This window comes from Pantoea wallisii, assembly GCF_002095485.1.
Taxonomy (GTDB): Bacteria; Pseudomonadota; Gammaproteobacteria; order Enterobacterales; family Enterobacteriaceae; genus Pantoea; species Pantoea wallisii.
On record NZ_MLFS01000025.1, the window covers coordinates 31,250 to 57,373 of the forward strand.

The following is a 26,124-nucleotide window of genomic DNA, read 5'->3' on the forward strand; positions in this document are numbered from 1 at the left end:
TTAGTGCGTGGCACCACCTGCTACGCGGATATCGTTCTCAGTGCTCAGTATCACCTGCAGCGACGTCTCCAGCGCCTGAATCACACTGGCCGTCGACATGCTCGGCACGCCCGGATGATGTGCCGCCTGCTCCGGCATATAAGGGATATGCACAAAGCCACCGCGCGCGGCACTGCCGGAACGCTGCAGCCAGTGCAGCAGCTGATACATCACGTTATTACAGGTAAAAGTGCCGGCGGTTTGTGACACCGAAGCCGGAACGCCCACTTCGCGCAGGGCCGCCACCATCGCTTTGATCGGCAACGTTGAGAAATAGGCTGCCGGGCCCTCTGCGACAATCGGCTCATCGATCGGCTGCTGCCGATCGTTATCCGGGATACGCGCATCGTTAACGTTGATCGCCACGCGCTCCACGGTAATATCGCTGCGCCCTCCTGCCTGGCCCACGCATAACACGCGATCCGGCCGGATCTCCTCCAGCGCCTGGATCAGCACTTCACCGCAGCGGGCAAACACAACCGGCAGCTGACGCACCACAATGCGTGCGCCGCCGATCTCTTTACCGTCAAAACTGCGCACCGCCTCCCATGAAGGATTGATGCTCTCACCACCAAACGGCTCGAACGCCGTCATCAATACCGTTTTCATTGCAACCTCACAGGAACATCAGGAAGTAGAGCAGGAAAATATTTACCAACAACAGTAGCACACCGGTTGGCACCTGAGCCTTGATCACCGCGTTACGGTCCGGCAGCTCCAGCAGACGCGCCGGCACAATGTTAAAGTTGGCCGCCATTGGCGTCATCAGCGTGCCGCAATAGCCTGAGAACATGCCGATAGCCGCCATCACCGCCGGGTTACCGCCGTGTTGCAGTACCAGGATCGGAATGCCGATACCGGCAGTCACAATCGGGAAGGCGGCAAACGCATTGCCCATCACCATGGTCAGCAAGGCCATGCCAATCGCATACACGGCTACGGCGATCAGCCGGTTATCCACCGCCAGATACTGCTCCGTAAGATGAGAGATGGCCGTGCCCACGCCGGCAGTGGTAAACAGCAGCCCTAAGGTGGCGAGAATCTGCGGCAGAATAAAAGCCCAGCCGACGGCATCCAGCAGACGGCGCGTCTCCTGCATCGATTGCACCGGCTTCTCATGGGTAATCTTCAGCGCAATCAGCCAGCCCAGAATACATCCCACCATCATCGAGAACAGCGTCACCAGCGTCGCATGATTGCCCGGGCCAAACACGCTGTCCTGCAAACCGGGAATATGGTTAAAGGCCAGCACGCCAATCACCGTCACCACCGGAATGGCCAGCGCCGGCAGAAACAGCTTATTGCCGAGACGTTTGGCGCTCTCCTGCTTCTGCTCATCGCTGCGCTGATGATAGCGACCAAGGCGCACGCCGCCGCAGCCGGCAATCAGCGCCATCAGCACTACCGCAACGCCGACCGCAATATGCAGTGCGCGGCGACCCACTTCCGCATCGCCAGCCCACTGAGCCATCAGTTGATAAGCGCCATCACCAATCAGGAAAATCACCCCATACAGCGCCCAGAACAGGCCGGTTGTAAAACGGCGCGGGTTGGCGCTATCACGCCAGGAGAGCACAGCGACGATCAGCAGGATCGCGCCTGCCAGCCACATCAGATACTGTTGCTGGAACATTATTTCTCTCCTTTGGCGTGCAGTGCCTGCTGATTCAGTGCGCCCAGTTCACGCGACAGCTGACGATCAAGACGCACGAGGCGCGCCGAATGGATCAGAAATGCGCACAGCGCGGTCGGAATTCCCCACAGTGCAATATGCAACGGCTCCGTCGTGATACCCGCCGACTCCTGCATAAAGTTGTGCATAAAGATGATGGCACCAAAGGCGACAAAGATATCTTCGCCAAAAAACAGACCGACGTTATCGGTCGCGGCAGACATAGCGCGCAGGCGATGGCGCACCGCCGGCGGCACTTCTCCGTAACGGTTCTCCGTCGCACCCTCGGCCATAGGCGCCAGCAGCGGGCGCACCATTTGCGGATGACCACCGAGGCTGGTCAGGCCCAGCGCGGCCGTGATTTCACGCACGAACAGATAGACGATCAGCAGACGGCCCGCCGTGGCGGTTTTGATCTGCGCGATCCACGTCTGCGCCCGCTCTTTCAGTCCGTGACGCTCCAGCAGACCGATAACCGCCAGCGGCAGCAGCAGAATCAGCGGCAGGTTACGGGTATTCAGAAAGCCTGAGCCCAGTTTTTCCAGAATGTCAGCAAGCGGCATGTGCGCCGCCAGACCGGTAACAAACCCGGCTACGATCACCACCAGCACCGGGTTAAAGCGCAGCACAAAGCCGATAACAATCGCGGCGATACCGAGCAACGGCCAGAGATTGACCACGTTATCCATAATTTTTCCCCTCGTGAGAAAATAAAAAGCCCGGCACGGTGCCGGGCAATCAGTCAATTATTATGTGCTGGTCACCGCAATCTGATGGGTCTCAAAAGCGGCACGCAGCGTGCGGGCAAACTGCAGTGCGTGCGCGCCATCGCCGTGCAGACACACGGTTTCGGCATTCACCTTGACCCATTCGCCACTGATACTCTGCACCTGGCGCTGCTGCACCATGGTCAGCGTCTGCGCCAGCGCCTGGTCAGCCTCTTCTATCATCGCCCCCGGCTGGCTGCGCGGTACCAGCGCACCGTTTGCCAGATAGCCGCGATCGGCAAACACCTCTTCACGCGTGCGCAGGCCATGGTGCGCTGCCGCCGCAATAGAGGCGCTGCCCGCCAGTCCAACCAGAATCAGCCCCGGATCGACCGCCTTTACCGCCCGGGCAATAGCGTCCGCCAGCTGCGCATCGCCCGCCGCCTGGTTATACAGCATGCCATGCGGTTTAACGTGCACCAGCTTCTCACCTTCGCTCTCCGCGATGCTCTTCAGCGCGCCGATCTGGTAGATCATCTGCGCATAAACTGTCTCTGGCGGCAGCTGCATAGCGGTGCGACCAAAGTTTTCGCGATCGGGAAAGGCCGGATGTGCACCAATCGCTACGCCGCAGGCTTTGGCCCAGCGTACCGATTGCAGCATGGTTTCGGCATCGCCGGCATGAAAACCACAGGCGATATTGGCGGAACTGACCAGTGACAGCAGCTCACGATCGCTGCCGCTGCCCTCACCGAGATCGGCATTAAGATCAATTTTCATGGCTCAGCCCCCAGGCAATCTGCTCTAACGAACGCTGCTGCTGCTGTTTAGCCAGCAGCGCCTCTTCCAGCGTGCAGTGAATAAAGTGAATGGGCTCACCCAGGCGAATCTGCGCCAGCTGGTAGAGATCGGCTTCAATGATGCAGGCGATACGCGGATAGCCGCCGGTGGTCTGTGCATCGGCCATCAGCACAATCGGCTGACCGTTCGGCGGCACCTGCACCACGCCAGGCACTAAGCCGTGCGACAGTAAATCGCGCGTTGCGGTACGCTGCAAGTTGCGCCCCTGTAACCGGTAGCCCATGCGGTTACTCTGCGGGCTCAGCTTCCAGGGGATGCGCCAGAACCCCTCCTGCGCTTCGCGGGTGAACTCACTGTACTCGGGGCCGGCTAACGCACGGATGCGGTTGCCCCACAGCAACTGACGCACACCCGCTTTCTGCGTAAAGCTACGCGTCGGCTTGCCGAGCGGCAGCGTATCGCCATCCTGCAGTTTCCGGCCCTGCCAGCCGCCAAAGCCCGCTTTCAGATCGGTGCTGTGTGAGCCCAGCCTCTCCTCAATGGCGAAGCCGCCATTCACTGCCAGATAACTGCGCATGCCGCTGACCGGCATGGATAAACTCAGCACCTGCCCTTTTTTCACCGGCAGACGCCAGCCGGTCCACACCGGTTTGCCATCCAGTTCGGCATTACAGCCGGCACCGGTTAACGCAAACCAGCCGTCACGGCGGAATTCAGCTTTAAACTGGCCAAGCACAATCTCCAGCACCGCACTGTTTTCGGCATTGCCCACCAGCATATTCGCGGTACGCATGGAGGGCTCATCAAGCGCCCCGCTCAGACTGATGCCATACTGCCGCCAGCCGTGACGGCCGCGATCCTGCACGGATGTCATCAATCCGGCACGCAAAATTTTTAACATATGCCCTCCTTTTGCGGTACGAAGCGCACGCTATCGCCAGGCCGTAAAAGCGTTGGCGGCTGCGCGTCCGGATCAAACAGGCTGAGCGGCGTATGTCCGATCAACTGCCAGCCGCCCGGTGCGGCCAAAGGGTAAATACCAGTCTGGCTGCCGCCGATGCCCACAGAGCCAGCCGGTACTACCACGCGTGGTTCCGCCCGGCGCGGCGTGTGCAGACGCTCGTCAAGACCGCCAAGATAAGGGAAGCCCGGCTGAAAGCCGATGAAATAGACCACGTAATCAGTGGCACTGTGCAGTTCAACCACCTGCTTTGGCGTCATGCCGGCGCGTTCGGCAACCTCCGCCAGATCGGGCCCGGCCTCACCGCCATATACCACGGGAATTTCGACCAGCCGCGATGGCGGTATCTGCGCCTCGCTCTCTTCCCACCAGCGCTGCAGACGTTCAATGGCGTCCAGCGCCTTCAGCTGCGGATCGCGCAGCAGCAGCGTCAGATTGTTCATGCCAGGAATCGCTTCCTGTACCTGCTCGTTTTGTTGTAATCGCTGACACAATCCCCAGATACGCTGCTGACTGGCGAGCGAAACCGGCGGCTCCAGCTCGAGAACTACCGCTCGCTCACCGAGCAGATAACAACGTGCTCGTTGCAAAACCCACCTCCTGGTTATCAAACAGTCATGTCGTTACAAATTTTTGCGACACGAAAGGGCAATAAGTTATGCGAAAGTGGCGGAGATGTGTCAACCGATTTGCGTCCCGGGTGTGCACTCAGGACGCCAGTGAGGAAAAATCAGGCAGGATTAGCAATATCAATAAAGGTAACATCGAGGGCGTAGTGCTGCGCCAGCCACTCACCCAGCGCTTTGATACCGCCGCGTTCCGTAGCATGGTGGCCGGCCGCAAAGAAGTGCAGCCCCTGCTCACGCGCGCTGTGAATGGTCTGCTCAGAGACTTCACCGGTAATAAACGCATCAACGCCAAAGGCCGCCGCGCTATCAATAAAGCCCTGACCGCCGCCGCTGCACCAGGCCACGCGCTTGATCAGAGAGGGCGCGTTATCCCCGCAGTGCAAAGGCTGACGGCCCAGACGATGGGCTATTTTTTCTGCCAGAGCCGGTCCGCTCAACGGTTCTGCCAGCTCGCCCCACGGCACCAGCGCTGAACCTCCCCTTTCACATCGATATCAAACAGCTGCGCCAGCTGCGCGTTATTGCCCAGCTGCGGATGGGCATCAAGCGGCAGATGCCAGCCGTACAGGTTAATATCGTTCGCCAGCAGAGTGCGCAGACGCTGGCGCTTCATGCCCTTAATAACCGGAGCTTCACTTTTCCAGAAGTAGCCGTGGTGCACCAGCACAGCATCTGCCTTCCGCTTTACCGCTTCGTCCAGCAGCGCCTGGCAGGCCGTCACGCCGGTGATCACGGTTTTCACCTCTGACCGTCCTTCCACCTGTAAACCGTTCGGCGCGTAATCGCTAAACGCGCCGCTATTTAACTGCTGATTGACAATCTGTTCTAACTCGAAATTATTCATCACTGCTCCCTGAGCGCCTCAGGCCGCGCTGCGTGCGCGCTCGAAGGCCTCTAATGTCTTTTTACGTGCTGCCTTATGTTCCACGATTGGCGCCGGATAATCGAGTTTCCTGTTATTTTTTTGCGCCCAGAGATGCGGCTGATGGATATCGCTATCCGGCACCTCTTTAAGTTCAGGCAGCCACTGACGAATAAATGTTCCGTCTTTATCAAAGCGCTCGCCCTGCGTCGTGGGATTGAAAATGCGGAAGTAAGGCGCGGCGTCAGTACCGGTGGATGCCGCCCACTGCCAGCCGCCATTGTTTGCAGCCAGGTCGCCGTCCAGCAGTTTCTGCATGAAGTAGCGCTCGCCGTCGTGCCAGTCAATCAGCAGATCTTTCACCAGGAAACTGGCGGTAATCATGCGCAGGCGATTATGCATCCAGCCCAGCGTATTCATCTGGCGCATGGCGGCATCAACAATCGGGTAGCCGGTTTGCCCCTGCTGCCAGGCTTTAAAGTGGGCCTCATTCTTTTGCCATGGCACCTTGTGCGTCCACGCAATAAAGGGCTGGTGTTTACACAGCGCCGGAAAGGCCACCAGCAGATGACGGTAGAACTCCCGCCAGATCAGCTCGTTGAGCCACTGAAAAGCGCTGCCACCGTTGAGCGCCTCCGGATGCTCTTTCAGAATACGGTGCAGGCACTGGCGCGGCGATAGCACACCGATTGCCAGATAGGGCGATAACCGGCTGGTACCATCCATTGCCGGCATATCGCGTCGCTCGGGGTAGTGCGCGACGTGCTGGCGCGCAAAGTGACGCAATTGCGTAAGTGCTGCCTCTTCACCGGGCGGGAACAGCGATGTATCAAACTCTTCCAGCGGATAGTCAAAAGCAGGAATTTTTTCCCTGATGCTGAAGGGCGCACCCTCGCGCGCTTTTGGCGCATGATGGCACTCCGGTAAGCCCTGGTGCAGGCGTCGGACAAAGGCTTTACTGAACGGCGTGAACACTTTGAACATACTGTTGCTGCCGGTCTGAACGCTGCCGGGCGGCAACAGCAGGCTGTCATCGAAGCCCTGGCAAATCACACCGCGGGCATCAAGTCGCTTCTCTGCCGCCGCGTCACGTTCGCGTTCATTGATCTCGTACTGATAATTGTAATACAGCGCATCAATATTGTGCTGCTGACAGAATGTCTCGAGATAATCGACCGAAGCGGCAAAGTCATCACACTGATGGTAGTGCAGCTTGATGCCGCGATCTGCCAGCGATGCCTGCAGTAAACAGAGATTCTGATGGAGGAAGGCGGCCTGTTTGGCCGCCATATCATGCTGCTGCCACTGGCCGGGCGTGGCGATGAAGAGTGCCAGCACCTCAGCGTTATTGTCGCGGCAGGCTGCGGCCAGAGCGCTATTGTCGTTGATACGCAGGTCGTTGCGCAGCCAGACTAAATGGGTGGTCATAAGATTCCGCAGTTATTGGCCGTAGCGCAGTCGCAGCGCTTCCGGATAGGGATCAAAGTAGCGCTGCTGGGCCAGCCACGGATGCGGATACTCTGCCATGTAGTGCTTGAGCATCGTAATCGGTGCCAGCAGAGGTTGCAGACCGCAGCGGTAGCGATCAATCAGTTGCGCCAGCTCCTGACGCTGCGGTGAGCTAAGCTGCGGGCGGAAGTATCCCTGCACATGCATCAAAACATTGGTGTGATTGCGGCGTGACGCCTTGTGTGACATCAGGTGCATCAGACGATTACGGTACTCAAATGCGTAATCGTCCAGCGAATCCCACTGTGGCATTGCCGCCACAAAACGGCCCAGTTCGCGGTATTCATCCTGCGCATGGGATAGCAGTAGCAGCTTGTAGCGGCTGTGGAATTCAATCAGTTTGTGACGCGTCAGACCACTGCGCCACATCTCGTTGAACTCGTGCAGCGCGTAGACGCGCGCCATGAAGTTCTCGCGGATGGCGTGATCGTGCAGACGTCCATCCTCCTCCAGCGGCAGCCAGGGCATCTCCTTTTGCAGGAAAGCGGTAAAGATGCCGGTACCCGCTTTGCGGTTGTTATTGGTATCTGGCTCGTAGACGCGCACGCGCTCCAGCCCACAGCTGGGTGATTTGGCACACAGCAGGTAACCGCAGAGATGATGCAGCGATTTCACGCGTTCAGCAGACCAGCGCGTCATCTCATCCGTCAGCTCTTCGCCGCCGTCTTTACTGAAGCAGAGGTGGATCTGCTCATCGCCCTGCTTCACCAGACGCAGCGCCGGACGCGGCGTGGGCAGGCCAATCGCCATCTCCGGACAGACAGGTTCAAAGCGCACAAATGGCGCGAGTTCGTCAGTTGCAAAGGCAAAACGCTTATGGCCGCCATCGAATCGGACGCTATCCCCGAGCAGGCAAGCACTGATACCTACAGGAATCTTCTCGCTCATACTTGTACAACCTCCAAAATTTTGTAGAGGTTTAAGTGTAGCTGAAATGCAGCGGGATAACAGCGTTTCAGAGGGGTGTCAGCCATAATTTTAGACAAAAAAAACCGGCGCTTCACGGGAAGTCGCCGGGTTTCAAGTGCGAGTCTGCTGTTTACCAGTAGAGGCCGCCAGCCGCTTCTGACTGCGCCAGCCATACTGGCTTGTCGCTGGTTTTACACCACATACGGTGCAGATAACTGTAAAAACGCGCGCGATCCTGGCGGAACAGCATTACCGGCAACGCCAGTAAACCGATGAATACCACCAGTACACGACGCAGCACGACTTTGTAGCGTGGATATGCCTGATACATCATTGCCTCCTCGTGGTAAATTTGCTTTTGAAATGTGATCTACAGCAGATATTACGCCCGATTGTGTAATTTTACTACTCATCCGACCACTATTTTGTGCTTTTTTCCACCGCATTGCGTCGGCGTTGAAATTAAGTTACAGGGTTGTGAATAATACGCTTGTTCCGGGTTGCCAATTACATAACGGACGCCGATACGCTTTATTGCTAAAGTAGCGCGTTAATCTTTTTTGCCGCAGGAGTCAGCGTGACGACCATCTTGATCGTGGAAGATGAAAAGGAGATTCGCCGTTTCGTGCGCCTGGCGCTGGAGAGCGAAGGCCTGAAGATAGTAGAAGCGGAACAGCTGCAGCGTGGCCTGATCGAAGCGGCTACGCGTAAACCCGATCTGGTGATTCTCGATCTGGGTCTGCCCGACGGCGACGGCAACGATTTTATTCGTGAAGTTCGCCAGTGGAGCACAATGCCCGTGATTGTGCTGTCGGCGCGCAGCGATGAGCAGGACAAAATCGACGCGCTGGATGCGGGCGCAGACGACTACCTTACCAAGCCATTTGGCATCGGTGAGCTACTGGCACGCGTGCGCGTAGCGCTGCGCCGACATCAGCGCAGCCAGCCGGAGCCGCTGGTGCAGTTTGGCGCGGTAAGCGTTGATCTCGCGGCGCGGCGCGTAGTGCGTAATGGCGAGGAGGTGCATTTAACGCCGACGGAGTTTCGCCTGTTGAGTCTGCTGCTGAACAATGCCGGAAAAGTGCTGACCCAGCGCCAGCTGCTGAATCAAGTGTGGGGCCCGAATGCGGTAGAGCACAGTCACTATCTGCGTATCTATATGGGGCATTTACGCCAGAAGCTGGAGAAAAATCCTACCCAGCCGAGCCATTTGCTGACGGAAACCGGCATCGGCTACCGCTTTATGCCATAAAAAAAGGCCGCATCAGCGGCCTTATTTAGCGTGCGCCTAATCAGGCGTTTTTCAGTACTTCGCTGACAATTTCCACTGCTTCTTTCTCGATCTGCTGGCGATGCTCAGCGCCGAGGAAACTTTCGCAGTAAATTTTGTAGGCATCTTCAGTGCCGGATGGACGCGCGGCAAACCAACCGTTTTCGGTCATCACCTTGAGTCCGCCAATTGATGCACCGTTGCCTGGCGCTGCAGTCAGACGCGCAGTGATCGGATCGCCTGCCAGCGTATCCGCGCTCACCATCTCTGGCGACAGCTTCGACAGCGCGGCTTTCTGTGCAGAGGTGGCCGGTGCCTGCAGACGGTTATAGCTTGGCGCACCAAAGCGCGCGGCCAGTTCATCATAATGCTGCTGCGGGTTCTTACCGGTAACCGCTGTAATTTCTGCGGCCAGCAGGCACAGGATGATACCGTCTTTGTCAGTAGACCACGCAGAGCCATCGAAACGCAGGAAGGAGGCACCCGCGCTCTCTTCACCGCCAAAGCCGAAGCTGCCGTCAAACAGTCCATCAACAAACCACTTAAAGCCTACCGGCACTTCCACCAGCTTACGGCCAATATCGTTGACGACACGGTCGATCATCGCACTTGAGACCAGCGTTTTGCCGACGGCAACCTCTTTGCCCCACTGCGGACGGTGCTGGAACAGATAGTTAATCGCTACCGCCAGATAGTGGTTCGGATTCATCAGGCCCGCTGGCGTGACGATACCGTGGCGGTCGTAATCCGGGTCGTTACCAAACGCCAGATCGAACTTATCTTTATAGGCCAGCAGACCAGCCATGGCGCACTCAGACGAGCAGTCCATGCGCACCACGCCATCTTTATCCAGGTGCATAAAGCGGAAAGTCTGATCCACGGCATCGTTAACAATGGTCAGATCCAGCTGGTAGTGCTCAGCAATGCGCTGCCAGTAAGCGATGCCGGAGCCGCCGAGCGGATCGACACCGATTTTCAGGCCCGCTTTCTGAATCGCCGGGAAATCGATAACCTGCGCCAGCCCCTCTACGTAAGGCTGAATCAGATCCTGCTCAACGATATGGCCGCTCTGCCACGCCTGATCCAGCGGCAGACGTTTAACGTCCTTCAGCTCGCCTTTGATCAACTGGTTAGCGCGATCTTCAACCACTTTGGTGACGTTGGTATCAGCCGGTCCACCGTTAGGCGGGTTATATTTGATACCGCCATCTTCCGGCGGATTGTGCGATGGCGTAATGACAATGCCATCGGCCTGCGCGCCGCCACGTTTGTTGTGCTCAAGGATTGCGTTGGAGATGGCAGGCGTTGGCGTATAGCCATTATCCTGCTGGACGATGACGTCCACGCCATTGGCAGCCAGCACTTCCAGTACCGACAGGATAGCCGGCTCAGACAGCGCATGGGTATCTTTACCGACATAGCACGGACCGGTAATGCCATTTTTCTTGCGCTCTTCAGCAATCGCCTGAGCGATTGCCAGAATGTGCACTTCGTTGAAGCTGTGACGTCCCGCGCTACCGCGATGGCCAGAGGTGCCAAATTTCACCGCATGGTCCGGGTTTGCCGCATCCGGCTTCAGGACATAGTACTGCGAAGTTAATTGTGCAACGTTAATCAAATCGCTCTGCTGGGCAGGCTGCCCGGCACGGGTGTGATTGGCCATTGGCGCTTCTCCCTGACGCTTCAGTTTAAATGGTGCCGCAAACTTTCTCTGTCAGTTCCTGCGGGAACTGCATGGCTAACATGATGTGCTCCACCATGCTGCATTTACGGCCGGTATTGGTGTTGGTGATCACCCAGTACGGGGTGCCGGGCACGTGCTTCGGCTTCGTATGGGTGCCATTTTGCAGCAGCGTGTGCTCGTCGCCCGCGAAATAGACGCGGGTGCGGCCCTGCAGCGAAGCCGTGGCTTCAGCAAACGCAGCCGGATCAAGACGGTAGAGCGTTGACAGCACCAGCATAAAGCGGTTAACCGCTTTCTTCTGCTCTGCATACTCGTCGGAAAGCAGCAGCTCACGCACGGCGCGCACGCGATCCTGAGGACGCGCTTCGCTGCGGGCCGATGGCACATCTTTAACGGACGCACTGGCAGCAGGCGCAGCTAATGGGCTCTGGCCGGCAGTGAACTTCAGCATGCGGCGCAAAATATCTGATGCGCTTTCACCGATGTGCTGCGTGTGGCTGGCAATATAACGGTAGAGTTCTTCGTCAACTTCAATCGTTTTCATCTTATTCCGTACAATTCTGGCAAATGGCAGAACCACACATTTGTGTAACGGCTCAGGCAAGACGCGGTTATGCAAAATGTGAGCTGGCTCTAACATAAGGATTATAAAGTTAAATCCGCGGCAGCCGATAGCGCTGGCATCGTTTCCGGGCAAAAGTCGGAATATGCCCTAATGCCTGGCCGGCTGGCGCCTGGACAGGTAAATCCATGATACCCTAAGCCCAGGTCTCAAACGTAAGAACTTTAGCCATGATTTTGAACGCTCGTCTGCAAACTGAACAATCTCTTCCTGACGCGACCCCGATTTTATTGATCCACGGGCTGTTTGGTAGCCTGGACAACCTGGGCGTACTGGCGCGCGGCGTGCGTGATGCGCGCTCTACCCTGCAGGTGGATGTGCGTAACCACGGCCTGTCCGGGCGCAGCGAGGTGATGAACTATCACGCTATGGCGCAGGATATTATTGATACGCTTGATGCGCATGATATTGCCCGTGCGGGGGTAATTGGCCACTCGATGGGCGGTAAAATCGCCATGGCGCTGAGCGCTATTGCGCCAGAACGTATTGAGAAAATGGTGCTGATTGATATCGCGCCGGTGGATTATCAAACCCGGCGGCACGATGAGATCTTTGCGGGCATCCGTGCAGTGACGGCAGCTGGCGTGACGCGCCGCAGTGAAGCCGCCACTGTGATGCGCGCACACGTGGCGGAGGAAGGGGTCATTCAGTTTATCCTGAAGTCGTTCGCCGAGGGCGAATGGCGGTTTAACGTGCCGGTGCTCTGGGATAACTACACGACGATCTCCGGCTGGGAAGCGGTGCCGCCATGGCCCCACCCGGCCCTGTTTATTCGCGGCGGTGACTCCCCTTATCTGGACAATCAGCACCGTGAGGCGCTGCTGCGCCAGTTCCCGCAGGCGCACGCGCATGTCATCAGCGGTGCCGGGCACTGGGTGCATGCGGAAAAACCCGATGCCGTTCTGCGCGCTGTTCGCCGCTTTTTTGATCTGTAAAAGCAAAAGCTTGCTGCGAGCGGTTTAGGGTTGGCGTCGCGCAGGGCGCTGGAGTATGATGTCGCGCTAAAAATTTGCCGCGGATGATTTTTTCGCCGTGGCGGGGCCGATAATGTATAAATCGCGCAGCGCCTTTCCGCCGTTCGCGCCCACTCAGTTTCACAAACCATGGCAAAAGAACAGACAGACCGTACTACGCTCGATCTTTTCGCAGATGAGCGGCGTCCCGGTCGCCCCAAAACCAGTCCGCTCACGCGTGACGAACAGTTGCGCATTAATAAGCGCAACCAGCTGAAACGCGATAAGGTGCGCGGGCTGCGTCGCGTCGAGCTGAAAATGTCCGGCGAAGCGGTAGATGCGCTGAACACGCTGGCCGAGCAGCAGAACATCAGCCGTAGTGAATTGATTGAACAAATGCTGCTGGCGCAGCTCAAACTGTCGTAACGCGCGCAGACCGCACGCAGGAACACAAAGTCAGCGCTTTGCACGTTCCGCCCTTTTCACCGGTCTGCTATCATTCGCATAACTGTGTAGTCAACTGACTTACTTTCACAATCAGGATTTAAGAGGTTACTTAACCCATGGCAATCGTAGGCATTTTCTTCGGCAGCGATACCGGCAACACTGAAAACATTGCAAAAATGATCCAGAAACAACTGGGTAAAGATGTCGCCGAAGTGCATGACATTGCTAAAAGCACCAAAGAAGATCTTGCAGCGTTCGACATTCTGCTGCTTGGCATCCCGACCTGGTACTATGGCGAAGCGCAGTGTGACTGGGACGATTTCTTCCCGACCCTGGAAGAGATTGACTTCAACGGTAAGCTGGTTGCCCTGTTCGGCTGCGGCGATCAGGAAGATTACGCAGAGTACTTCTGCGATGCGATGGGCACCATCCGTGACATCATTGAGCCAAACGGCGCAGTCATTGTGGGTCACTGGCCAACCGAAGGTTACCACTTCGAAGCCTCTAAAGGCCTGGCCGATGATAAACACTTCCTGGGTCTGGCGATCGACGAAGATCGTCAGCCTGAGCTGACCAATGACCGTGTTGAGAAATGGGTTAAACAGATTTTCGACGAGCTGCAGCTGAAAGAGATCATCGAAGCCTGATTTATCCGTACTTCACTGATGTGGGCACTGGCTCACATCAGGGTGACGGAATTTCCTATAAAAATAATAGCTACGGTTTTTTAACTTTTTCCCGCAATTCTGTAGAATACCCGCAACGGTCACCCGCTTATTCTTCCGTCATCAGATTAAGGCTGAGTGAAATGGAACCCCGATCTTAACGATCCTGTTGACGTCAGCGACACTTCCCCTTACAGCATTCAGGGAATTGTCGGCCTTCGTCGGTTTTCATTTCCCTGCCTGAGTCCTATAATGAGACGCAAATGAGAATGTGCGTTGATCAAACATTCAAGGCCTTTGCGCCGTAAGTAACCAGCAAAGTAACAGGACACTATCCGCATGACTGACAACAACTCCGCATTGAAGAAGGCTGGCCTGAAAGTCACGCTCCCCAGACTGAAAATTCTGGAAGTGCTTCAGGGACCAGGACCCGAGTCCCATCATGTCAGTGCGGAAGATTTGTACAAGCGCCTGATCGACATGGGCGAAGAGATTGGTCTGGCAACGGTATATCGCGTTCTTAACCAGTTTGACGACGCGGGCATCGTAACCCGTCATAACTTCGAAGGCGGTAAATCCGTATTCGAACTGACGCAGCAGCATCACCACGATCACCTGATCTGCCTGGATTGCGGCAAAGTGATCGAATTCAGCGATGAATCAATTGAGACGCGTCAGCGTGAGATTGCGACCCGCCACGGCATTAAACTCAGCAACCACAGTCTGTACCTGTATGGTCACTGTGCTTTGGGAGACTGCCGCGAAGACGATACGCTCCACGATCAGTAATCGAGTGTGCTATGCAATATAAAAATCGGTGACCATCACCGTTTTTATGTCTGCGCTCAGGCCACCAGCGTCTCCTGCAGATAGCGCCAGCGTGGAATCACCGTGCTGCAATCCAGCACCGCCAGTGAGATGCGGCTCTGATTGTCGCCGTTCATCATCTGTAATTCGCGATACTGAATAGTCACTTCCTGCTGCTGCTGGGAAATGATCGCGTGCTCGCTGGTCGCGATACGCATGCCTTCGCGCTGCCCGTGCAGTGTGCGAAACAGTATTTCGGTGTCATTTAAATCCAGCTGCTTACCCTGCGGCGTCACCATTCTGAACTCAGGGTGAAAATGCGACAGCAGCAGTTCAAGGCTATCATCACTGCCCTGCGCCTGATTGAAAATACGTTCAATGAGCTGATGTAAAACCACCACGCTGTGTTTAGCTTCCAGAGCGAGACTTGTCATTTTTTTCCCTTTGATTACCCGCGGAGCGTCGTTGGAGAGCGCATAGCCTACCTGAAAAAAAGTTTTACACACGGTCAAATGGATTAAATTTATTAAAGTCAGATTAGTCGTAACCTGCGGATTTTACTCCGTTTGTTGTAACGCAGCATAAACGTTTGCCGGTTGCGAATTATGGGCAATAAAAAAGGGCGATTGCTCGCCCTTTCCGGATCATATGGCATCAAACGGCCATGATATTATTCGCCCGCTTTTGCCCAGGTATCACGCAAACCAACAGTGCGGTTGAATACCAGCTTCGAAGGCTGTGAGTAAACACTGTCAGCGCAGAAATAACCTTCGCGTTCGAACTGGTAAGGCGCCGTGGCCGCCGCATCACGCAGGCCTGGCTCAACGAAGCCCTGCCGGATCTCCAGCGAGTTCGGATTGATGGTGGTGAGGAAGTCCTCAGCCGCACCCGGATTCGGCACGCTGAACAAGCGATCATACAGACGGATCTCGGCAGGCAGCGCGTGAATCGCCGATACCCAGTGAATCACACCCTTTACTTTACGGCCATCGGCCGGATCTTTGCTCAGCGTATCCACGTCACAGGTCGCATAGATACAGGTGATGTTGCCCGCTTCATCTTTTGCGACGCGCTCAGCGCGGATCACATAAGCGTTGCGCAGGCGAACCTCTTTGCCCAGCACCAGGCGCTTGTACTGCTTGTTGGCCTCTTCACGGAAGTCCGCACGATCAATCCACACCTCACGGCTGAAGGGCACCTCACGCGTGCCCATCTCCGGCTTGTTCGGATGATTTGGCATCGTGATGATCTCTTCGTGACCGGCTGGCAGGTTTTCGATCACCACTTTCAGCGGATCGAGCACGGCCATGGCGCGCGGCGCGTTTTCGTTGAGATCGTCACGGATGCATGACTCAAGTGACGCCATCTCGACGATGTTGTCCTGCTTGGTGACGCCAATACGGCGGCAGAACTCACGAATTGATGCGGCGCTGTAACCACGACGACGCAGACCAGAAACGGTCAGCATACGCGGGTCATCCCAGCCCTCTACCAGCTTCTCGCTCACCAGCTGCGTCAGCTTGCGCTTCGACATCACCGCGTATTCCAGATTCAGGCGTGAGAATTCGTACTGACGCGGATGCACCGGAATAGAGATGTTATCCAGCACCCAGTCGTACAGACGACGGTTGTCCTGGAACTCCAGCGTACAGAGCGAATGGGTAATGCCTTCGATCGCATCAGAGATGCAGTGTGTAAAGTCATACATCGGATAGATGCACCACTTGCTGCCTGTCTGGTGGTGATCGGCAAACTTAATGCGATACAGCACCGGATCACGCATCACCATGAAGTTCGATGCCATGTCGATTTTAGCGCGCAGGCAGGCTTTACCCTCTTCGAAGCCGCCATCACGCATTTTCTGGAACAGCGCCAGGTTCTCTTCCACACTGCGGTCACGGTACGGGCTGTTTTTGCCCGGTGCCGTCAGCGTACCGCGGTATTCGCGAATCTGATCCGGTGACAGCTCATCAACGTACGCCAGGCCTTTATTGATCAGCTCAATGGCGTAGTTAAATAATTGGTCAAAATAGTCTGAGGAGTAACGAATGTTGCCGCTCCACTCAAAGCCCAGCCATTGCACATCATTTTTGATCGATTCAACGAACTCCATATCCTCTTTAACCGGATTGGTGTCATCGAAGCGCAGGTTGCACTGACCTTGATAATCTTGCGCGATACCAAAGTTCAGGCAGATCGATTTCGCATGGCCAATATGCAGATAACCATTGGGCTCAGGCGGGAAACGGGTATGCACACTACTGTGCTTACCGCTCGCCAAATCTTCGTCAATGATCTGACGAATAAAGTTCGTTGGGCGGGCTTCAGCCTCACTCATCTCAAAATCCTCAAAACAATAGCGGGTGATTTGTACCACGAAGTAACGGAGTATGATCCACAAAGCGCCGGAGGGAAACAACCGTTTGTTGGTCGTTTAAAACAAAAAAGGCAGGAATCGCTTCCTGCCTTGTGACTCAATGACAATAGGTTAGTTTTTCACTTCATACAGCGGCGTAACACCTGCCACTACGTTACCTTTCGCCAGCAAATTGAGGCCTGCGAAGTCATCGCTGTTGCTAACCACCACCGGGCTGATCATTGAGCGCGCGTGGGTATTCAGGAACGCCAGATCCATCTCCAGAATCGGCTGACCTGCGGTGACCGTTGCGCCCTCTTCTACCAGACGAGTAAAGCCTTTACCCTCCAGCGCGACCGTATCCAGACCCATGTGCACCACGATCTCGACACCGTTTTCAGCTTCGAGGCAGAACGCGTGATTGGTATTGAAGATCTTCACTACCGTGCCTGCAATCGGCGCCACAACAGTTTTGTCGGTGGGCTTGATCGCCAGACCATCACCTACCGCTTTGCTGGCAAACGCTTCATCCGGGACCTGCTCCAGCGCCACAATCTCACCCGTGACCGGCGCCAGCAGCGTCGCGATAACTTTTTTCTCGCTATTCATGACAGCCTGTGGCTGGACTACGCTCGCCGCAGCGGGTGCTGCTGCAGGCGCTGCCGCCGCTGCAACCGGCCCTTTTGCCAGTACGGTTTTCATGGCCGTGGCGATGCTCTCGGCCTGCGTACCAACGATAATCTGCACGCTCTGCTTATTCAGACGGATAACGCCAGAGGCTCCAAGGCGTTTCGCCACGCTCTCATTAACCTGAGCGGAATCCTTCACGTTCAGGCGCAGGCGGGTGATACAGGCATCAATTCCGGTCAGGTTGTCAGACCCGCCTACCGCACCGACATAACGACGCGCCAGGGATTCTGTCTGGCTTTCACCGTTACCGCTGTGATCAACGTTAACGTCATAGCCGTCCGTCTCATCGCCTGCAGAGAGTTCACGGCCCGGCGTCAGCAGATTGAATTTCTGAATCGTGAAACGGAACACCACGTAGTAGATAACAAAGAAGACCAGGCCCTGTGGGATCAGCATCCACCAGTGTACGGCCAGCGGGTTACGTGACGACAGCACCATATCCACCAGGCCGGCACTGAAGCCAAAGCCGGCAATCCACTGCATGTTGGCGGCGATGAACACGGAGATACCGGTCAGCACAGCATGAATCACATACAGTACCGGTGCCACGAACATGAAGGAGAACTCCAGCGGCTCGGTGATGCCGGTGAAGAAGGCAGCAAACGCGGCCGCCAGCATGATCCCGCCCACTTTCGCGCGGTTTTCCGGACGCGCGCACTGGTAGATGGCCAGCGCAGCCCCTGGCAGACCAAACATCATAATCGGGAAGAAGCCCGCCTGGTAACGACCGGTGATGCCCGGAATACCGGTACCGTTCGCGATGGACTGCGCACCGCCGAGGAATTTCGGAATATCGTTGATGCCCGCCACGTCGAACCAGAATACGGAGTTCAGCGCATGGTGCAGGCCAACCGGAATCAGCAGACGGTTGAAGAACGCATAGACGCCCGCACCGACTGAACCCAGTTTCTGAATGTGCTCACCAAAGCTGACCAGACCGCCGAAAATGATCGGCCAGACGTACATCAGAATGAAAGCAACCAGAATCATCAGGAAGGAGACAAGAATCGGCACCAGACGACGGCCGCTGAAGAATGACAGCGCTTTCGGCAGCTCTACGTGGCTGAAACGGTTGTACATCTCCGCAGAGAGAATACCGACCATGATGCCAACAAACTGGTTCTCAATTTTACCGAAAGCCGCCGGGACTTGCTCGATCGGCATTTTTTGAATCATGGCGACCGCAGCCGGAGAGCAGAGCGTTGTCACGACCAGGAAACCGACAAAGCCGGTCAGCGCAGCCGCACCGTCTTTATCTTTTGACATACCGTAAGCCACACCAATGGCAAACAGCACGGACATATGATCGATGATAGCGGAACCGGATTTGATCAGCAGTGCCGCCAGCGCATTGCCTGCGCCCCAGCTATCCGGATCGATCCAGTAACCTACCCCCATCAGGATTGCCGCTGCCGGCAGGGTCGCTACCGGCACCATAAGCGCACGGCCGACCTTTTGCAGATAACCTAATATACTCACCTTATTCTCCCCCTATGAGACTGGCGTTGTGCCGTGATGCGGGTTGATTTTATTATCCCGGCATCCGGTAGTTTGATGACACTCTTCACCACGAGGCGCAGTGTAAAGATAAATTAATTCGCCTCGCAAATTAAAACCACGCCAACTGTGATTCCAATCACCAAAATGGACGTTTTATCCTGCGAAATGCTAGCCACCACCACAAACTTATTTTATGATGAAAAATATCAGGTCGCACTTTTCCCGCTCAGCTGCGCGTAAACGGGTTACCCTTTACAGCAGCTATCTGAGCCAGAAACGGCGCCCTTACTTTTTCAATCTTAACTGAGGTGAAAACATGAGACTGATCCCTTTGGCCACACCGACCCAGGTGGGTAAATGGCTGCACGCCACATTGTCAACCGCATCAACGCGTTTAATCCTGGCCCGGACCGTCCCTTCGTGCTGGGTCTGCCTACCGGCGGCACGCCGCTGGAAGCGTACAAACACCTGATTGAGATGCACAAAGCGGGCCAGGTTAGTTTCAAACACGTTATCACCTTCAATATGGATGAATATGTCGGGTTGCCAAAAGAGCATCCGGAAAGCTACCACAGCTTCATGTACCGTAACTTTTTTGATCACGTTGATATTCAACCGGAAAACATCAATCTTCTGAATGGCAATGCCGAAGATATTGACGCAGAATGTCGCCAATACGAAGAGAAGATTCGTGCACTGGGTAAAATTCACCTGTTTATGGGCGGCGTAGGCAACGACGGCCACATTGCCTTTAACGAGCCAGCCTCCTCGCTGTCATCCCGTACCCGTATTAAAACCCTGACGCATGACACCCGCGTAGCGAACTCACGCTTCTTTAACGGTGATGTGGATCAGGTGCCAAAATATGCTCTGACCGTAGGCGTGGGTACGCTGCTGGATGCCGAAGAGGTGATGATTCTGGTTACCGGTCATGTCAAAGCGCAGGCGCTGCAGGCGGCGGTTGAAGGCAATGTTAACCACATGTGGACCATCAGCTGCCTGCAGCTGCATCCAAAAGCCGTGGTGGTGTGTGATGAACCTGCCACGATGGAACTGAAGGTCAAAACCGTGAAATATTTCCGCGAAATGGAAGCGGAAAATATGAAGGGTGTGTAACAACACGTTGTAGAAAACCTGCTGCCCGCTGGCAGCAGGCTCAGCCGGGAGAGAGAAACGATGTACGCATTAGTAAACGGCCGGATTTTTACCGGTCATGAAGTTCTGGATAATCATGCCGTGGTCATCGCTGACGGGCTGATTGAGCGTGTTTGCCCGCGTGATGCCCTGGACACCGCGATCCCACAGCAAGACGTGGCTGGTGCGTTCATCGCTCCCGGTTTTATCGACTTACAGCTGAACGGCTGTGGCGGCGTGCAGTTTAATGATGACATCAACGCCCTGAGCATTGAGACGCTGGAGATTATGCAGCGCGCCAATGAAAAATCGGGCTGTACCAGTTATCTGCCTACGCTGATCACCAGCACGGATGCGCTGATGAAGCGCGCCATTGAAACCATGCGCGCCTATCTGGCGAAGCACCCAAATCAGGCGCTTGGTCTGCACCTGGAAGGTCCATGGCTGAGCAAAGAGAAGAAAGGCACGCACAATCCGGATCTGATCCGTCTGCCTGATGCAGCGCTGGTGGATTTCCTGTGTGCGAACGCGGATGTGATCACCAAAGTTACCCTGGCGCCGGAAAATGCCGGCAGCGACGTGATCAGGCAGCTGCGCGATGCCGGCATTATCGTCTCCGCCGGTCACTCTAATGCTACCTACGCACAAGCCAAAGCCGGCATCAGCGCAGGGATTACGTTTGCGACCCACCTCTACAACGCCATGTCAGCCTTTACCGGACGCGAGCCTGGTGTGATCGGTGCGCTGTTTGATTCGCCTGATGTATACTGCGGCATTATTGCAGATGGTTTACATGTCAATTACGCTAATGTGCGTAATGCAAAACGTATCAAAGGGGACAAACTGGTGCTGGTGACCGATGCCACCGCGCCGGCAGGTGCCTCAATCGATAAATTCATTTTTGCAGGCAAAACAATATACTATCGCGACGGCCTGTGCGTGGATGAAAACGGTACCCTGAGCGGCTCTGCGCTGACCATGATTGAAGCGGTACAGAATAGCGTGGAGCACTGCGGTATCGCGCTGGATGAAGCACTGCGTATGGCAACGCTCTATCCGGCCCGGGCAATGGGCGTGGAGAAGCAGTTTGGTACGGTGGAAGCAGGAAAAGTCGCCAACCTCACTGTGTTTACCCGCGATTATCAAATCACTAAGACGTTCGTCAACGGAGACAACGTCCTCAGCGAGTAAGTACTGAATGACCACTGGCGGCCAGACTCAAATAGGAAATGTCGATCTTGTCAAACAACTTAACAGTGCAGCCGTCTATCGGCTGATTGATCAACAGGGGCCGATTTCGCGCATACAGATTGCGGAACTCAGCCAGCTTGCGCCCGCCAGTGTTACGAAAATTACCCGCCAGCTTATTGAGCGCGGCCTCATCAAAGAGGTGGAGCAACAGGCCTCCACCGGTGGGCGCCGCGCCATCTCTATCATCACCGAATCCCGGCATTTTCATACTATCGGCATCCGCCTCGGGCGTAATGACGCTACGCTGACGCTGTTTGATCTCAGTGGAAAATCCCTGGCGCAGGAGGATTATCCGCTGCCGGAGCGTACGCAGGAGACGCTGGAGAATGCGCTATTTAATGCCATCCACACCTTCATGGCAGCGCATCAGCGTAAAATCCATGAACTGATCGCCATTGCCGTGATTCTGCCCGGCCTGGTCGATCCGGTTAACGGCATCATTCGCTACATGCCGCATATTTCCGTCAGCCACTGGCCGCTGGTCTCCAGCCTGAAAAAGCGCTTCAACGTGACCAGTTTTGTCGGCCACGATATTCGCAGTCTGGCGCTGGCTGAGCACTATTTTGGTGCAAGCCGCGACTGCGCAGACTCCATTCTGGTGCGGTTACACCGCGGTACCGGCGCCGGCATCATCGCTAACGGACACATCTTCCTTGGCAGCAATGGCAACGTAGGTGAGATTGGTCATATCCAGGTGGATCCCCTGGGCGAGCGCTGCCACTGCGGTAACTTCGGCTGCCTTGAAACCATCGCCGCCAACGGCGCGATTGAAAATCGCGTGCGGCACCTGCTGAATCAGGGTTATCCCAGCACGCTGACGCTGGACGACTGCCTGATGCCGCAGATCTGCCGCGCGGCCAATCAGGGTGACGCGCTGGCCTGCGAAGTGATCGAGTATGTCGGCCGCTATTTAGGTAAAGCGATTGCGATTGCGATTAACCTGTTTAACCCGCAAAAAGTGGTACTGGCCGGTGAGATCACCGAAGCCGAAAAAGTGTTGTTCCCGGCGATTGAGGGCTGTATCAACACGCAAGCGCTGAATGCTTTTCGTAAAAATCTGCCGGTGGTGCGCTCTGAACTGGATCATCGCTCGGCGATTGGGGCTTTTGCCCTGGCAAAACGCGCCATGCTCAATGGCATTCTGCTGCAGCATTTACTGGAAGAATAATTGCAAGCCTGTCGTCTGACAGGCGCGACTGGAAACTCTCTATGACCATCAAAAGCGTAATCTGTGACATCGACGGCGTGTTGATGCACGACAATACCGCGGTAAAAGGCGCCAATGAGTTCCTGCAGCGTATTCTTGAGAAAGAGATGCCGCTGGTGGTGCTGACCAACTACCCTTCCCAAACCGCGCAGGACCTGGCAAACCGCTTCGCCAATGCTGGCGTCGAGGTGCCGGACTCGGTGTTTTATACTTCAGCCATGGCCACGGCGGATTTCCTGCGTCGCCAGGAGGGGAAAAAGGCCTATGTGATTGGCGAAGGCGCGCTGATCCATGAACTGTACAAAGCTGGTTTTACCATCACCGACGTCAATCCGGATTTCGTTATCGTGGGTGAGACCCGCTCATTTAACTGGGAGATGATGCACAAAGCGGCGTTCTTTGTGGCCAACGGTGCCCGGTTTATCGCCACAAACCCTGATACGCATGCTCGCGGCTTTGTGCCCGCCTGCGGCGCGCTGTGTGCCGGTATTGAGACCATTTCCGGCCGCAAGCCGTTTTACGTGGGCAAACCCAGTCCCTATATCATGCGTGCGGCACTCAATAAGATGCATGCGCACTCGGAAGAGACCGTCATTGTTGGCGACAACCTGCGTACCGATATCCTGGCGGGCTTCCAGGCCGGCCTGGAGACGATTCTGGTGCTCTCCGGTGTCTCTACGCTGAGCGACATCGATGCGATGCCGTTCCGTCCGGACTGGATCTACCCTTCGGTTGCCGATATCGACCTGTTCTGAACCGCTTCATCTGCCTCACTTATGGCTCCGCAGACTTCATACGTTAGCGGGGCCATTTTTTTCTGCCCTTACTGTTGTTTAACCTGCCTGATAATTACGCATGTCATCACTAAAACCGCCCTTAAATTAGATGCCATCTAATTTAACCACTATTTAATTATATAAAATTCAATATAACTGCACCTGCAACACTCTTTTTATCAGCTTTTGATGATTTTACTTGCGCTACCACCATCAATTAGCGCATTTTCTTATACATCACGCAGCGCAGGCTGCCGGACAAACGAATAAATATTATCGCCGCAGGGTGAGATCAGGAGTCAGTTATGTGTTCGATTTTTGGTGTGCTGGATCTGAAAGCCGATCCTGTTGAGTTGCGCAAAAAAGCGCTGGAGTGTTCCCGTCTGATGCGTCACCGTGGCCCGGATTGGTCCGGTGTGTATGCAGATGACAATGCCATTCTGGTTCATGAGCGCCTCTCTATCGTTGACGTAAACAACGGCGCACAGCCGCTGTACAACGCAGATCACACTCACGTACTGGCAGTAAACGGTGAAATCTATAACTATCAGGCCCTGCGTGCTGAACTGAGCGATCGCTATGCGTTTCAGACCGGTTCTGACTGCGAAGTCATTCTGGCGCTGTATCAGGAAAAAGGCGTGGATTTCCTTGACGATCTGCAAGGCATGTTCGCTTTCATCCTATGGGACAGCGTGAAGCAGCAGTATCTGATTGGCCGTGACCATATCGGGATTATCCCGCTGTACATGGGTAACGATGAGCACGGCAACCTGTTTGTGGCATCTGAGATGAAAGCGCTGGTGCCGGTATGCCGCACCATTAAAGAGTTCCCGCCGGGGAGCTTCCTCTCCAGCACCGACGGTGAAATCCGCCGCTACTGGCAGCGTGACTGGATGGACTTTGCCGCCGTGGCGCAGAACAGCACCGATGCCGCTGGCCTGAAGCATGCGCTGGAAGAGTCTGTGAAGAGCCATCTGATGTCTGATGTGCCGTATGGCGTGCTGCTGTCTGGCGGTCTTGACTCTTCGATCATCTCAGCCGTCACCAAGCGTTTTGCCGCAAAACGTGTGGAAGACGCTGACAAGAGCGATGCCTGGTGGCCGCAGCTGCACTCTTTCGCCGTGGGATTAGAGGGCTCACCGGATCTCAAAGCCGCGAAGTCGGTTGCTGAGCATCTCGGTACCGTGCATCACGAGATCCACTTCACCGTGCAGGAAGGTCTGGATGCGATCCGTGATGTGATTTACCACATCGAAACCTATGATGTGACCACGATTCGTGCCTCAACGCCCATGTACCTGATGTCGCGTAAGATCAAGGCGATGGGTATCAAGATGGTGCTGTCTGGCGAGGGCGCAGACGAAGTGTTTGGCGGATATCTTTACTTCCACAAAGCGCCGAACGCTCAGGAGTTCCACGAAGAGAACGTGCGCAAGCTGCTGGCGCTGCATATGTTTGACTGTGCGCGTGCAAACAAGGCGATGTCAGCCTGGGGCGTGGAGGCGCGCGTGCCGTTCCTGGATAAGAAATTCCTGGATGTTGCGATGCGCATTAACCCGGAAGATAAAATGTGTGGCAGCAACGGTAAAATGGAGAAACACATTCTGCGTGAGTGCTTCTCCTCTTACCTGCCGGAGAGCGTGGCATGGCGGCAGAAAGAACAGTTCTCTGATGGCGTGGGCTATAGCTGGATCGACACGCTGAAAGAGGTCGCGGCGAAGCAGATCAGCGATCAGCAGCTGGCGACCGCCCACTTCCGCTTCCCGCACAACACGCCGGGCTCGAAAGAGGCGTATCTGTACCGTGAGATTTTTGAAGAGCTGTTCCCGCTGCCAAGCGCTGCCGAGTGCGTGCCGGGTGGCCCTTCAGTCGCCTGCTCTTCAGCAAAAGCGATCGAGTGGGACGAAGCGTTCAAATCCATGGATGATCCTTCTGGCCGTGCGGTTGGCGTGCATCAGTCCGCCTACAAATAAGCCGTTTCACTGTTGTTATAAGGGGCCATAACCGGCCCCTTTTGGGGCTGATTGTCGCGAAGATGCCCGGAAATTGCCGAATAAATCATCAGCCTGGTTATAAGCCAGACAAACAGGCGCGTGAAGGCAAAAAACGGCAAAAAATTTGTTGACGCTACAAAGCTCAATACGCATAATGCGCCCCGCAACGCCGATGAAGGTAACGCGAAAAAAGATGGCTACGTAGCTCAGTTGGTTAGAGCACATCACTCATAATGATGGGGTCACAGGTTCGATTCCCGTCGTAGCCACCATCTTTTTGCGGGAGTGGCGAAATTGGTAGACGCACCAGATTTAGGTTCTGGCGCCGCAAGGTGTGCGAGTTCAAGTCTCGCCTCCCGCACCATTTCAGTCTCGGCAGCCGGATGGGGTATCGCCAAGCGGTAAGGCACCGGTTTTTGATACCGGCATTCCCTGGTTCGAATCCAGGTACCCAGCCAATCCGATGTGCTCTCGTGGATACGAGTCGAAAGATGGGATATCGCCAAGCGGTAAGGCACCGGTTTTTGATACCGGCATTCCCTGGTTCGAATCCAGGTATCCCAGCCATCATCGGATGCAGTAAAGCAGTACAATCTGGCTACGTAGCTCAGTCGGTTAGAGCACATCACTCATAATGATGGGGTCACAGGTTCGATTCCCGTCGTAGCCACCAAACAAA

General features: G+C 55.6%; 23 protein-coding genes, 5 tRNA genes and 2 pseudogenes. 15 read left to right on the forward strand and 15 right to left on the reverse strand.

Going from position 1 to position 26,124, the window contains the following annotated elements; genetic code table 11:
* From pcp to HA48_RS10870, 10 genes and pseudogenes are all read right to left on the reverse strand, one after another.
* Nucleotides 1-648 (reverse strand): pyroglutamyl-peptidase I, encoded by a 648-nt coding sequence (gene pcp / locus HA48_RS10825; RefSeq protein WP_128601322.1) that lies wholly within the window; start codon nucleotides 646-648, stop codon nucleotides 1-3.
* A gap of 7 nt (nucleotides 649-655) precedes the next feature.
* Nucleotides 656-1,672 carry a DUF979 domain-containing protein gene (locus HA48_RS10830; RefSeq protein ID WP_128601323.1) on the reverse strand — a complete coding sequence of 339 codons (1,017 nt, stop codon included), beginning with the start codon at nucleotides 1,670-1,672 and terminating at the stop codon, nucleotides 656-658.
* A complete protein-coding gene (locus HA48_RS10835; protein ID WP_128601324.1) occupies nucleotides 1,672-2,400 on the reverse strand; it encodes a DUF969 domain-containing protein in 729 nt (242 codons plus the stop codon). Before HA48_RS10835 ends, HA48_RS10830 begins: the two co-directional genes overlap by 1 nt.
* Nucleotides 2,401-2,460: 60 nt before the next feature.
* Nucleotides 2,461-3,198: a 5-oxoprolinase subunit PxpA gene (pxpA, locus tag HA48_RS10840; protein ID WP_128601325.1), complete on the reverse strand. Its 738-nt coding sequence runs from the start codon at nucleotides 3,196-3,198 to the stop codon at nucleotides 2,461-2,463.
* Nucleotides 3,188-4,120, reverse strand: a complete 933-nt coding sequence (pxpC, locus tag HA48_RS10845; protein WP_128601326.1) for a 5-oxoprolinase subunit PxpC — start codon at nucleotides 4,118-4,120, stop codon at nucleotides 3,188-3,190. Before pxpC ends, pxpA begins: the two co-directional genes overlap by 11 nt.
* On the reverse strand, nucleotides 4,114-4,770 hold the full coding sequence (gene pxpB / locus HA48_RS10850) for a 5-oxoprolinase subunit PxpB (protein WP_128601327.1): 657 nt from the start codon (nucleotides 4,768-4,770) through the stop codon (nucleotides 4,114-4,116). The genes pxpC and pxpB overlap by 7 nt, the downstream gene beginning before the upstream one ends.
* Nucleotides 4,771-4,910: 140 nt before the next feature.
* A pseudogene (locus tag HA48_RS10855) lies at nucleotides 4,911-5,653 on the reverse strand (type 2 GTP cyclohydrolase I).
* A gap of 18 nt (nucleotides 5,654-5,671) precedes the next feature.
* Nucleotides 5,672-7,099, reverse strand: a complete 1,428-nt coding sequence (gene phrB, locus HA48_RS10860) for a deoxyribodipyrimidine photo-lyase (protein ID WP_128601328.1) — start codon at nucleotides 7,097-7,099, stop codon at nucleotides 5,672-5,674.
* A 12-nt stretch (nucleotides 7,100-7,111) separates the two neighbouring features.
* Nucleotides 7,112-8,068, reverse strand: coding sequence for a YbgA family protein (locus tag HA48_RS10865; protein ID WP_128601329.1), 957 nt, complete (start codon nucleotides 8,066-8,068; stop codon nucleotides 7,112-7,114).
* 151 nt (nucleotides 8,069-8,219) lie between these two features.
* Complete coding sequence (locus tag HA48_RS10870; RefSeq protein ID WP_128601330.1) at nucleotides 8,220-8,420, reverse strand: DUF2517 family protein; 201 nt, start codon at nucleotides 8,418-8,420, stop codon at nucleotides 8,220-8,222.
* A gap of 246 nt (nucleotides 8,421-8,666) precedes the next feature.
* Between HA48_RS10870 and kdpE the strand changes: the two genes are divergently transcribed.
* Nucleotides 8,667-9,341, forward strand: coding sequence for a two-component system response regulator KdpE (gene kdpE, locus HA48_RS10875; protein ID WP_128601331.1), 675 nt, complete (start codon nucleotides 8,667-8,669; stop codon nucleotides 9,339-9,341).
* 40 nt (nucleotides 9,342-9,381) lie between these two features.
* On the opposite strand, the gene pgm is transcribed toward kdpE, so the two are convergent.
* A complete protein-coding gene (pgm, locus tag HA48_RS10880; protein ID WP_128601332.1) occupies nucleotides 9,382-11,022 on the reverse strand; it encodes a phosphoglucomutase (alpha-D-glucose-1,6-bisphosphate-dependent) in 1,641 nt (546 codons plus the stop codon).
* Nucleotides 11,023-11,047: 25 nt separating this feature from the next.
* Nucleotides 11,048-11,587 carry a replication initiation negative regulator SeqA gene (gene seqA, locus HA48_RS10885; RefSeq protein WP_128601333.1) on the reverse strand — a complete coding sequence of 180 codons (540 nt, stop codon included), beginning with the start codon at nucleotides 11,585-11,587 and terminating at the stop codon, nucleotides 11,048-11,050.
* A 248-nt stretch (nucleotides 11,588-11,835) separates the two neighbouring features.
* Here seqA and ybfF point away from each other — a divergent pair, with 248 nt between their 5' ends.
* From ybfF to fur, 4 genes are all read left to right on the forward strand, one after another.
* A complete protein-coding gene (gene ybfF, locus HA48_RS10890; protein WP_128601334.1) occupies nucleotides 11,836-12,600 on the forward strand; it encodes an esterase in 765 nt (254 codons plus the stop codon).
* Between the two features lie 168 nt (nucleotides 12,601-12,768).
* Entirely contained in the window at nucleotides 12,769-13,044 is a 276-nt protein-coding gene (gene ybfE / locus HA48_RS10895) for a LexA regulated protein (protein WP_128601335.1), read from the forward strand.
* A 137-nt stretch (nucleotides 13,045-13,181) separates the two neighbouring features.
* Nucleotides 13,182-13,712: a flavodoxin FldA gene (gene fldA, locus HA48_RS10900; protein ID WP_128601336.1), complete on the forward strand. Its 531-nt coding sequence runs from the start codon at nucleotides 13,182-13,184 to the stop codon at nucleotides 13,710-13,712.
* A 357-nt stretch (nucleotides 13,713-14,069) separates the two neighbouring features.
* Nucleotides 14,070-14,519, forward strand: a complete 450-nt coding sequence (fur, locus tag HA48_RS10905; protein ID WP_128601337.1) for a ferric iron uptake transcriptional regulator — start codon at nucleotides 14,070-14,072, stop codon at nucleotides 14,517-14,519.
* 56 nt (nucleotides 14,520-14,575) lie between these two features.
* Here fur and HA48_RS10910 read toward each other — a convergent pair whose 3' ends face one another.
* From HA48_RS10910 to nagE, 3 genes are all read right to left on the reverse strand, one after another.
* A complete protein-coding gene (locus HA48_RS10910) occupies nucleotides 14,576-14,971 on the reverse strand; it encodes a hypothetical protein (RefSeq protein WP_128601338.1) in 396 nt (131 codons plus the stop codon).
* 236 nt (nucleotides 14,972-15,207) lie between these two features.
* Nucleotides 15,208-16,875, reverse strand: a complete 1,668-nt coding sequence (gene glnS / locus HA48_RS10915; protein WP_128601339.1) for a glutamine--tRNA ligase — start codon at nucleotides 16,873-16,875, stop codon at nucleotides 15,208-15,210.
* A gap of 150 nt (nucleotides 16,876-17,025) precedes the next feature.
* Nucleotides 17,026-19,056 (reverse strand): N-acetylglucosamine-specific PTS transporter subunit IIBC, encoded by a 2,031-nt coding sequence (nagE, locus tag HA48_RS10920; RefSeq protein ID WP_128601343.1) that lies wholly within the window; start codon nucleotides 19,054-19,056, stop codon nucleotides 17,026-17,028.
* Between the two features lie 343 nt (nucleotides 19,057-19,399).
* Between nagE and nagB the strand changes: the two are divergent.
* The 10 genes and pseudogenes from nagB (at nucleotide 19,400) to HA48_RS10970 (ending at nucleotide 26,118) form a co-directional block, all read left to right on the forward strand.
* Nucleotides 19,400-20,199, forward strand: a pseudogene (gene nagB / locus HA48_RS10925) (glucosamine-6-phosphate deaminase).
* 60 nt (nucleotides 20,200-20,259) lie between these two features.
* Nucleotides 20,260-21,408: an N-acetylglucosamine-6-phosphate deacetylase gene (nagA, locus tag HA48_RS10930; RefSeq protein WP_128601340.1), complete on the forward strand. Its 1,149-nt coding sequence runs from the start codon at nucleotides 20,260-20,262 to the stop codon at nucleotides 21,406-21,408.
* A gap of 7 nt (nucleotides 21,409-21,415) precedes the next feature.
* The gene (gene nagC, locus HA48_RS10935) at nucleotides 21,416-22,636 is read left to right on the forward strand and encodes a DNA-binding transcriptional regulator NagC (protein WP_128601341.1); all 1,221 of its coding nucleotides are present in this window, start codon (nucleotides 21,416-21,418) and stop codon (nucleotides 22,634-22,636) included.
* 41 nt (nucleotides 22,637-22,677) lie between these two features.
* Nucleotides 22,678-23,430: an HAD-IIA family hydrolase gene (locus HA48_RS10940; RefSeq protein WP_034829095.1), complete on the forward strand. Its 753-nt coding sequence runs from the start codon at nucleotides 22,678-22,680 to the stop codon at nucleotides 23,428-23,430.
* 326 nt (nucleotides 23,431-23,756) lie between these two features.
* Nucleotides 23,757-25,424, forward strand: a complete 1,668-nt coding sequence (asnB, locus tag HA48_RS10945) for an asparagine synthase B (protein ID WP_128601342.1) — start codon at nucleotides 23,757-23,759, stop codon at nucleotides 25,422-25,424.
* Between the two features lie 216 nt (nucleotides 25,425-25,640).
* A tRNA-Met gene (locus HA48_RS10950) sits at nucleotides 25,641-25,717 on the forward strand.
* Nucleotides 25,718-25,724: 7 nt separating this feature from the next.
* Nucleotides 25,725-25,809: transfer RNA gene (locus HA48_RS10955), tRNA-Leu, on the forward strand.
* Nucleotides 25,810-25,829: 20 nt separating this feature from the next.
* Nucleotides 25,830-25,903: transfer RNA gene (locus HA48_RS10960), tRNA-Gln, on the forward strand.
* A 34-nt stretch (nucleotides 25,904-25,937) separates the two neighbouring features.
* Nucleotides 25,938-26,012: transfer RNA gene (locus tag HA48_RS10965), tRNA-Gln, on the forward strand.
* Between the two features lie 29 nt (nucleotides 26,013-26,041).
* Nucleotides 26,042-26,118 (forward strand) — tRNA-Met (locus HA48_RS10970).
* Nucleotides 26,119-26,124: the final 6 nt, after the last annotated feature.

Excerpts from the sequence above, each read along its gene's own strand:
- pcp (WP_128601322.1), bottom strand. The coding sequence starts at position 648 with ATGAAAACGGTATTGATGACGGCGTTCGAGCCGTTTGGTGGTGAGAGC.
- HA48_RS10830 (WP_128601323.1), bottom strand. The coding sequence starts at position 1,672 with ATGTTCCAGCAACAGTATCTGATGTGGCTGGCAGGCGCGATCCTGCTG.
- HA48_RS10835 (WP_128601324.1), bottom strand. The coding sequence starts at position 2,400 with ATGGATAACGTGGTCAATCTCTGGCCGTTGCTCGGTATCGCCGCGATT.
- pxpA (WP_128601325.1), bottom strand. The coding sequence starts at position 3,198 with ATGAAAATTGATCTTAATGCCGATCTCGGTGAGGGCAGCGGCAGCGAT.
- pxpC (WP_128601326.1), bottom strand. The coding sequence starts at position 4,120 with ATGTTAAAAATTTTGCGTGCCGGATTGATGACATCCGTGCAGGATCGC.
- phrB (WP_128601328.1), bottom strand. The coding sequence starts at position 7,099 with ATGACCACCCATTTAGTCTGGCTGCGCAACGACCTGCGTATCAACGAC.
- HA48_RS10865 (WP_128601329.1), bottom strand. The coding sequence starts at position 8,068 with ATGAGCGAGAAGATTCCTGTAGGTATCAGTGCTTGCCTGCTCGGGGAT.
- HA48_RS10870 (WP_128601330.1), bottom strand. The coding sequence starts at position 8,420 with ATGTATCAGGCATATCCACGCTACAAAGTCGTGCTGCGTCGTGTACTG.
- pgm (WP_128601332.1), bottom strand. The coding sequence starts at position 11,022 with ATGGCCAATCACACCCGTGCCGGGCAGCCTGCCCAGCAGAGCGATTTG.
- seqA (WP_128601333.1), bottom strand. The coding sequence starts at position 11,587 with ATGAAAACGATTGAAGTTGACGAAGAACTCTACCGTTATATTGCCAGC.
- ybfF (WP_128601334.1), top strand. The coding sequence starts at position 11,836 with ATGATTTTGAACGCTCGTCTGCAAACTGAACAATCTCTTCCTGACGCG.
- ybfE (WP_128601335.1), top strand. The coding sequence starts at position 12,769 with ATGGCAAAAGAACAGACAGACCGTACTACGCTCGATCTTTTCGCAGAT.
- fldA (WP_128601336.1), top strand. The coding sequence starts at position 13,182 with ATGGCAATCGTAGGCATTTTCTTCGGCAGCGATACCGGCAACACTGAA.
- fur (WP_128601337.1), top strand. The coding sequence starts at position 14,070 with ATGACTGACAACAACTCCGCATTGAAGAAGGCTGGCCTGAAAGTCACG.
- HA48_RS10910 (WP_128601338.1), bottom strand. The coding sequence starts at position 14,971 with ATGACAAGTCTCGCTCTGGAAGCTAAACACAGCGTGGTGGTTTTACAT.
- glnS (WP_128601339.1), bottom strand. The coding sequence starts at position 16,875 with ATGAGTGAGGCTGAAGCCCGCCCAACGAACTTTATTCGTCAGATCATT.
- nagA (WP_128601340.1), top strand. The coding sequence starts at position 20,260 with ATGTACGCATTAGTAAACGGCCGGATTTTTACCGGTCATGAAGTTCTG.
- nagC (WP_128601341.1), top strand. The coding sequence starts at position 21,416 with ATGACCACTGGCGGCCAGACTCAAATAGGAAATGTCGATCTTGTCAAA.
- HA48_RS10940 (WP_034829095.1), top strand. The coding sequence starts at position 22,678 with ATGACCATCAAAAGCGTAATCTGTGACATCGACGGCGTGTTGATGCAC.
- asnB (WP_128601342.1), top strand. The coding sequence starts at position 23,757 with ATGTGTTCGATTTTTGGTGTGCTGGATCTGAAAGCCGATCCTGTTGAG.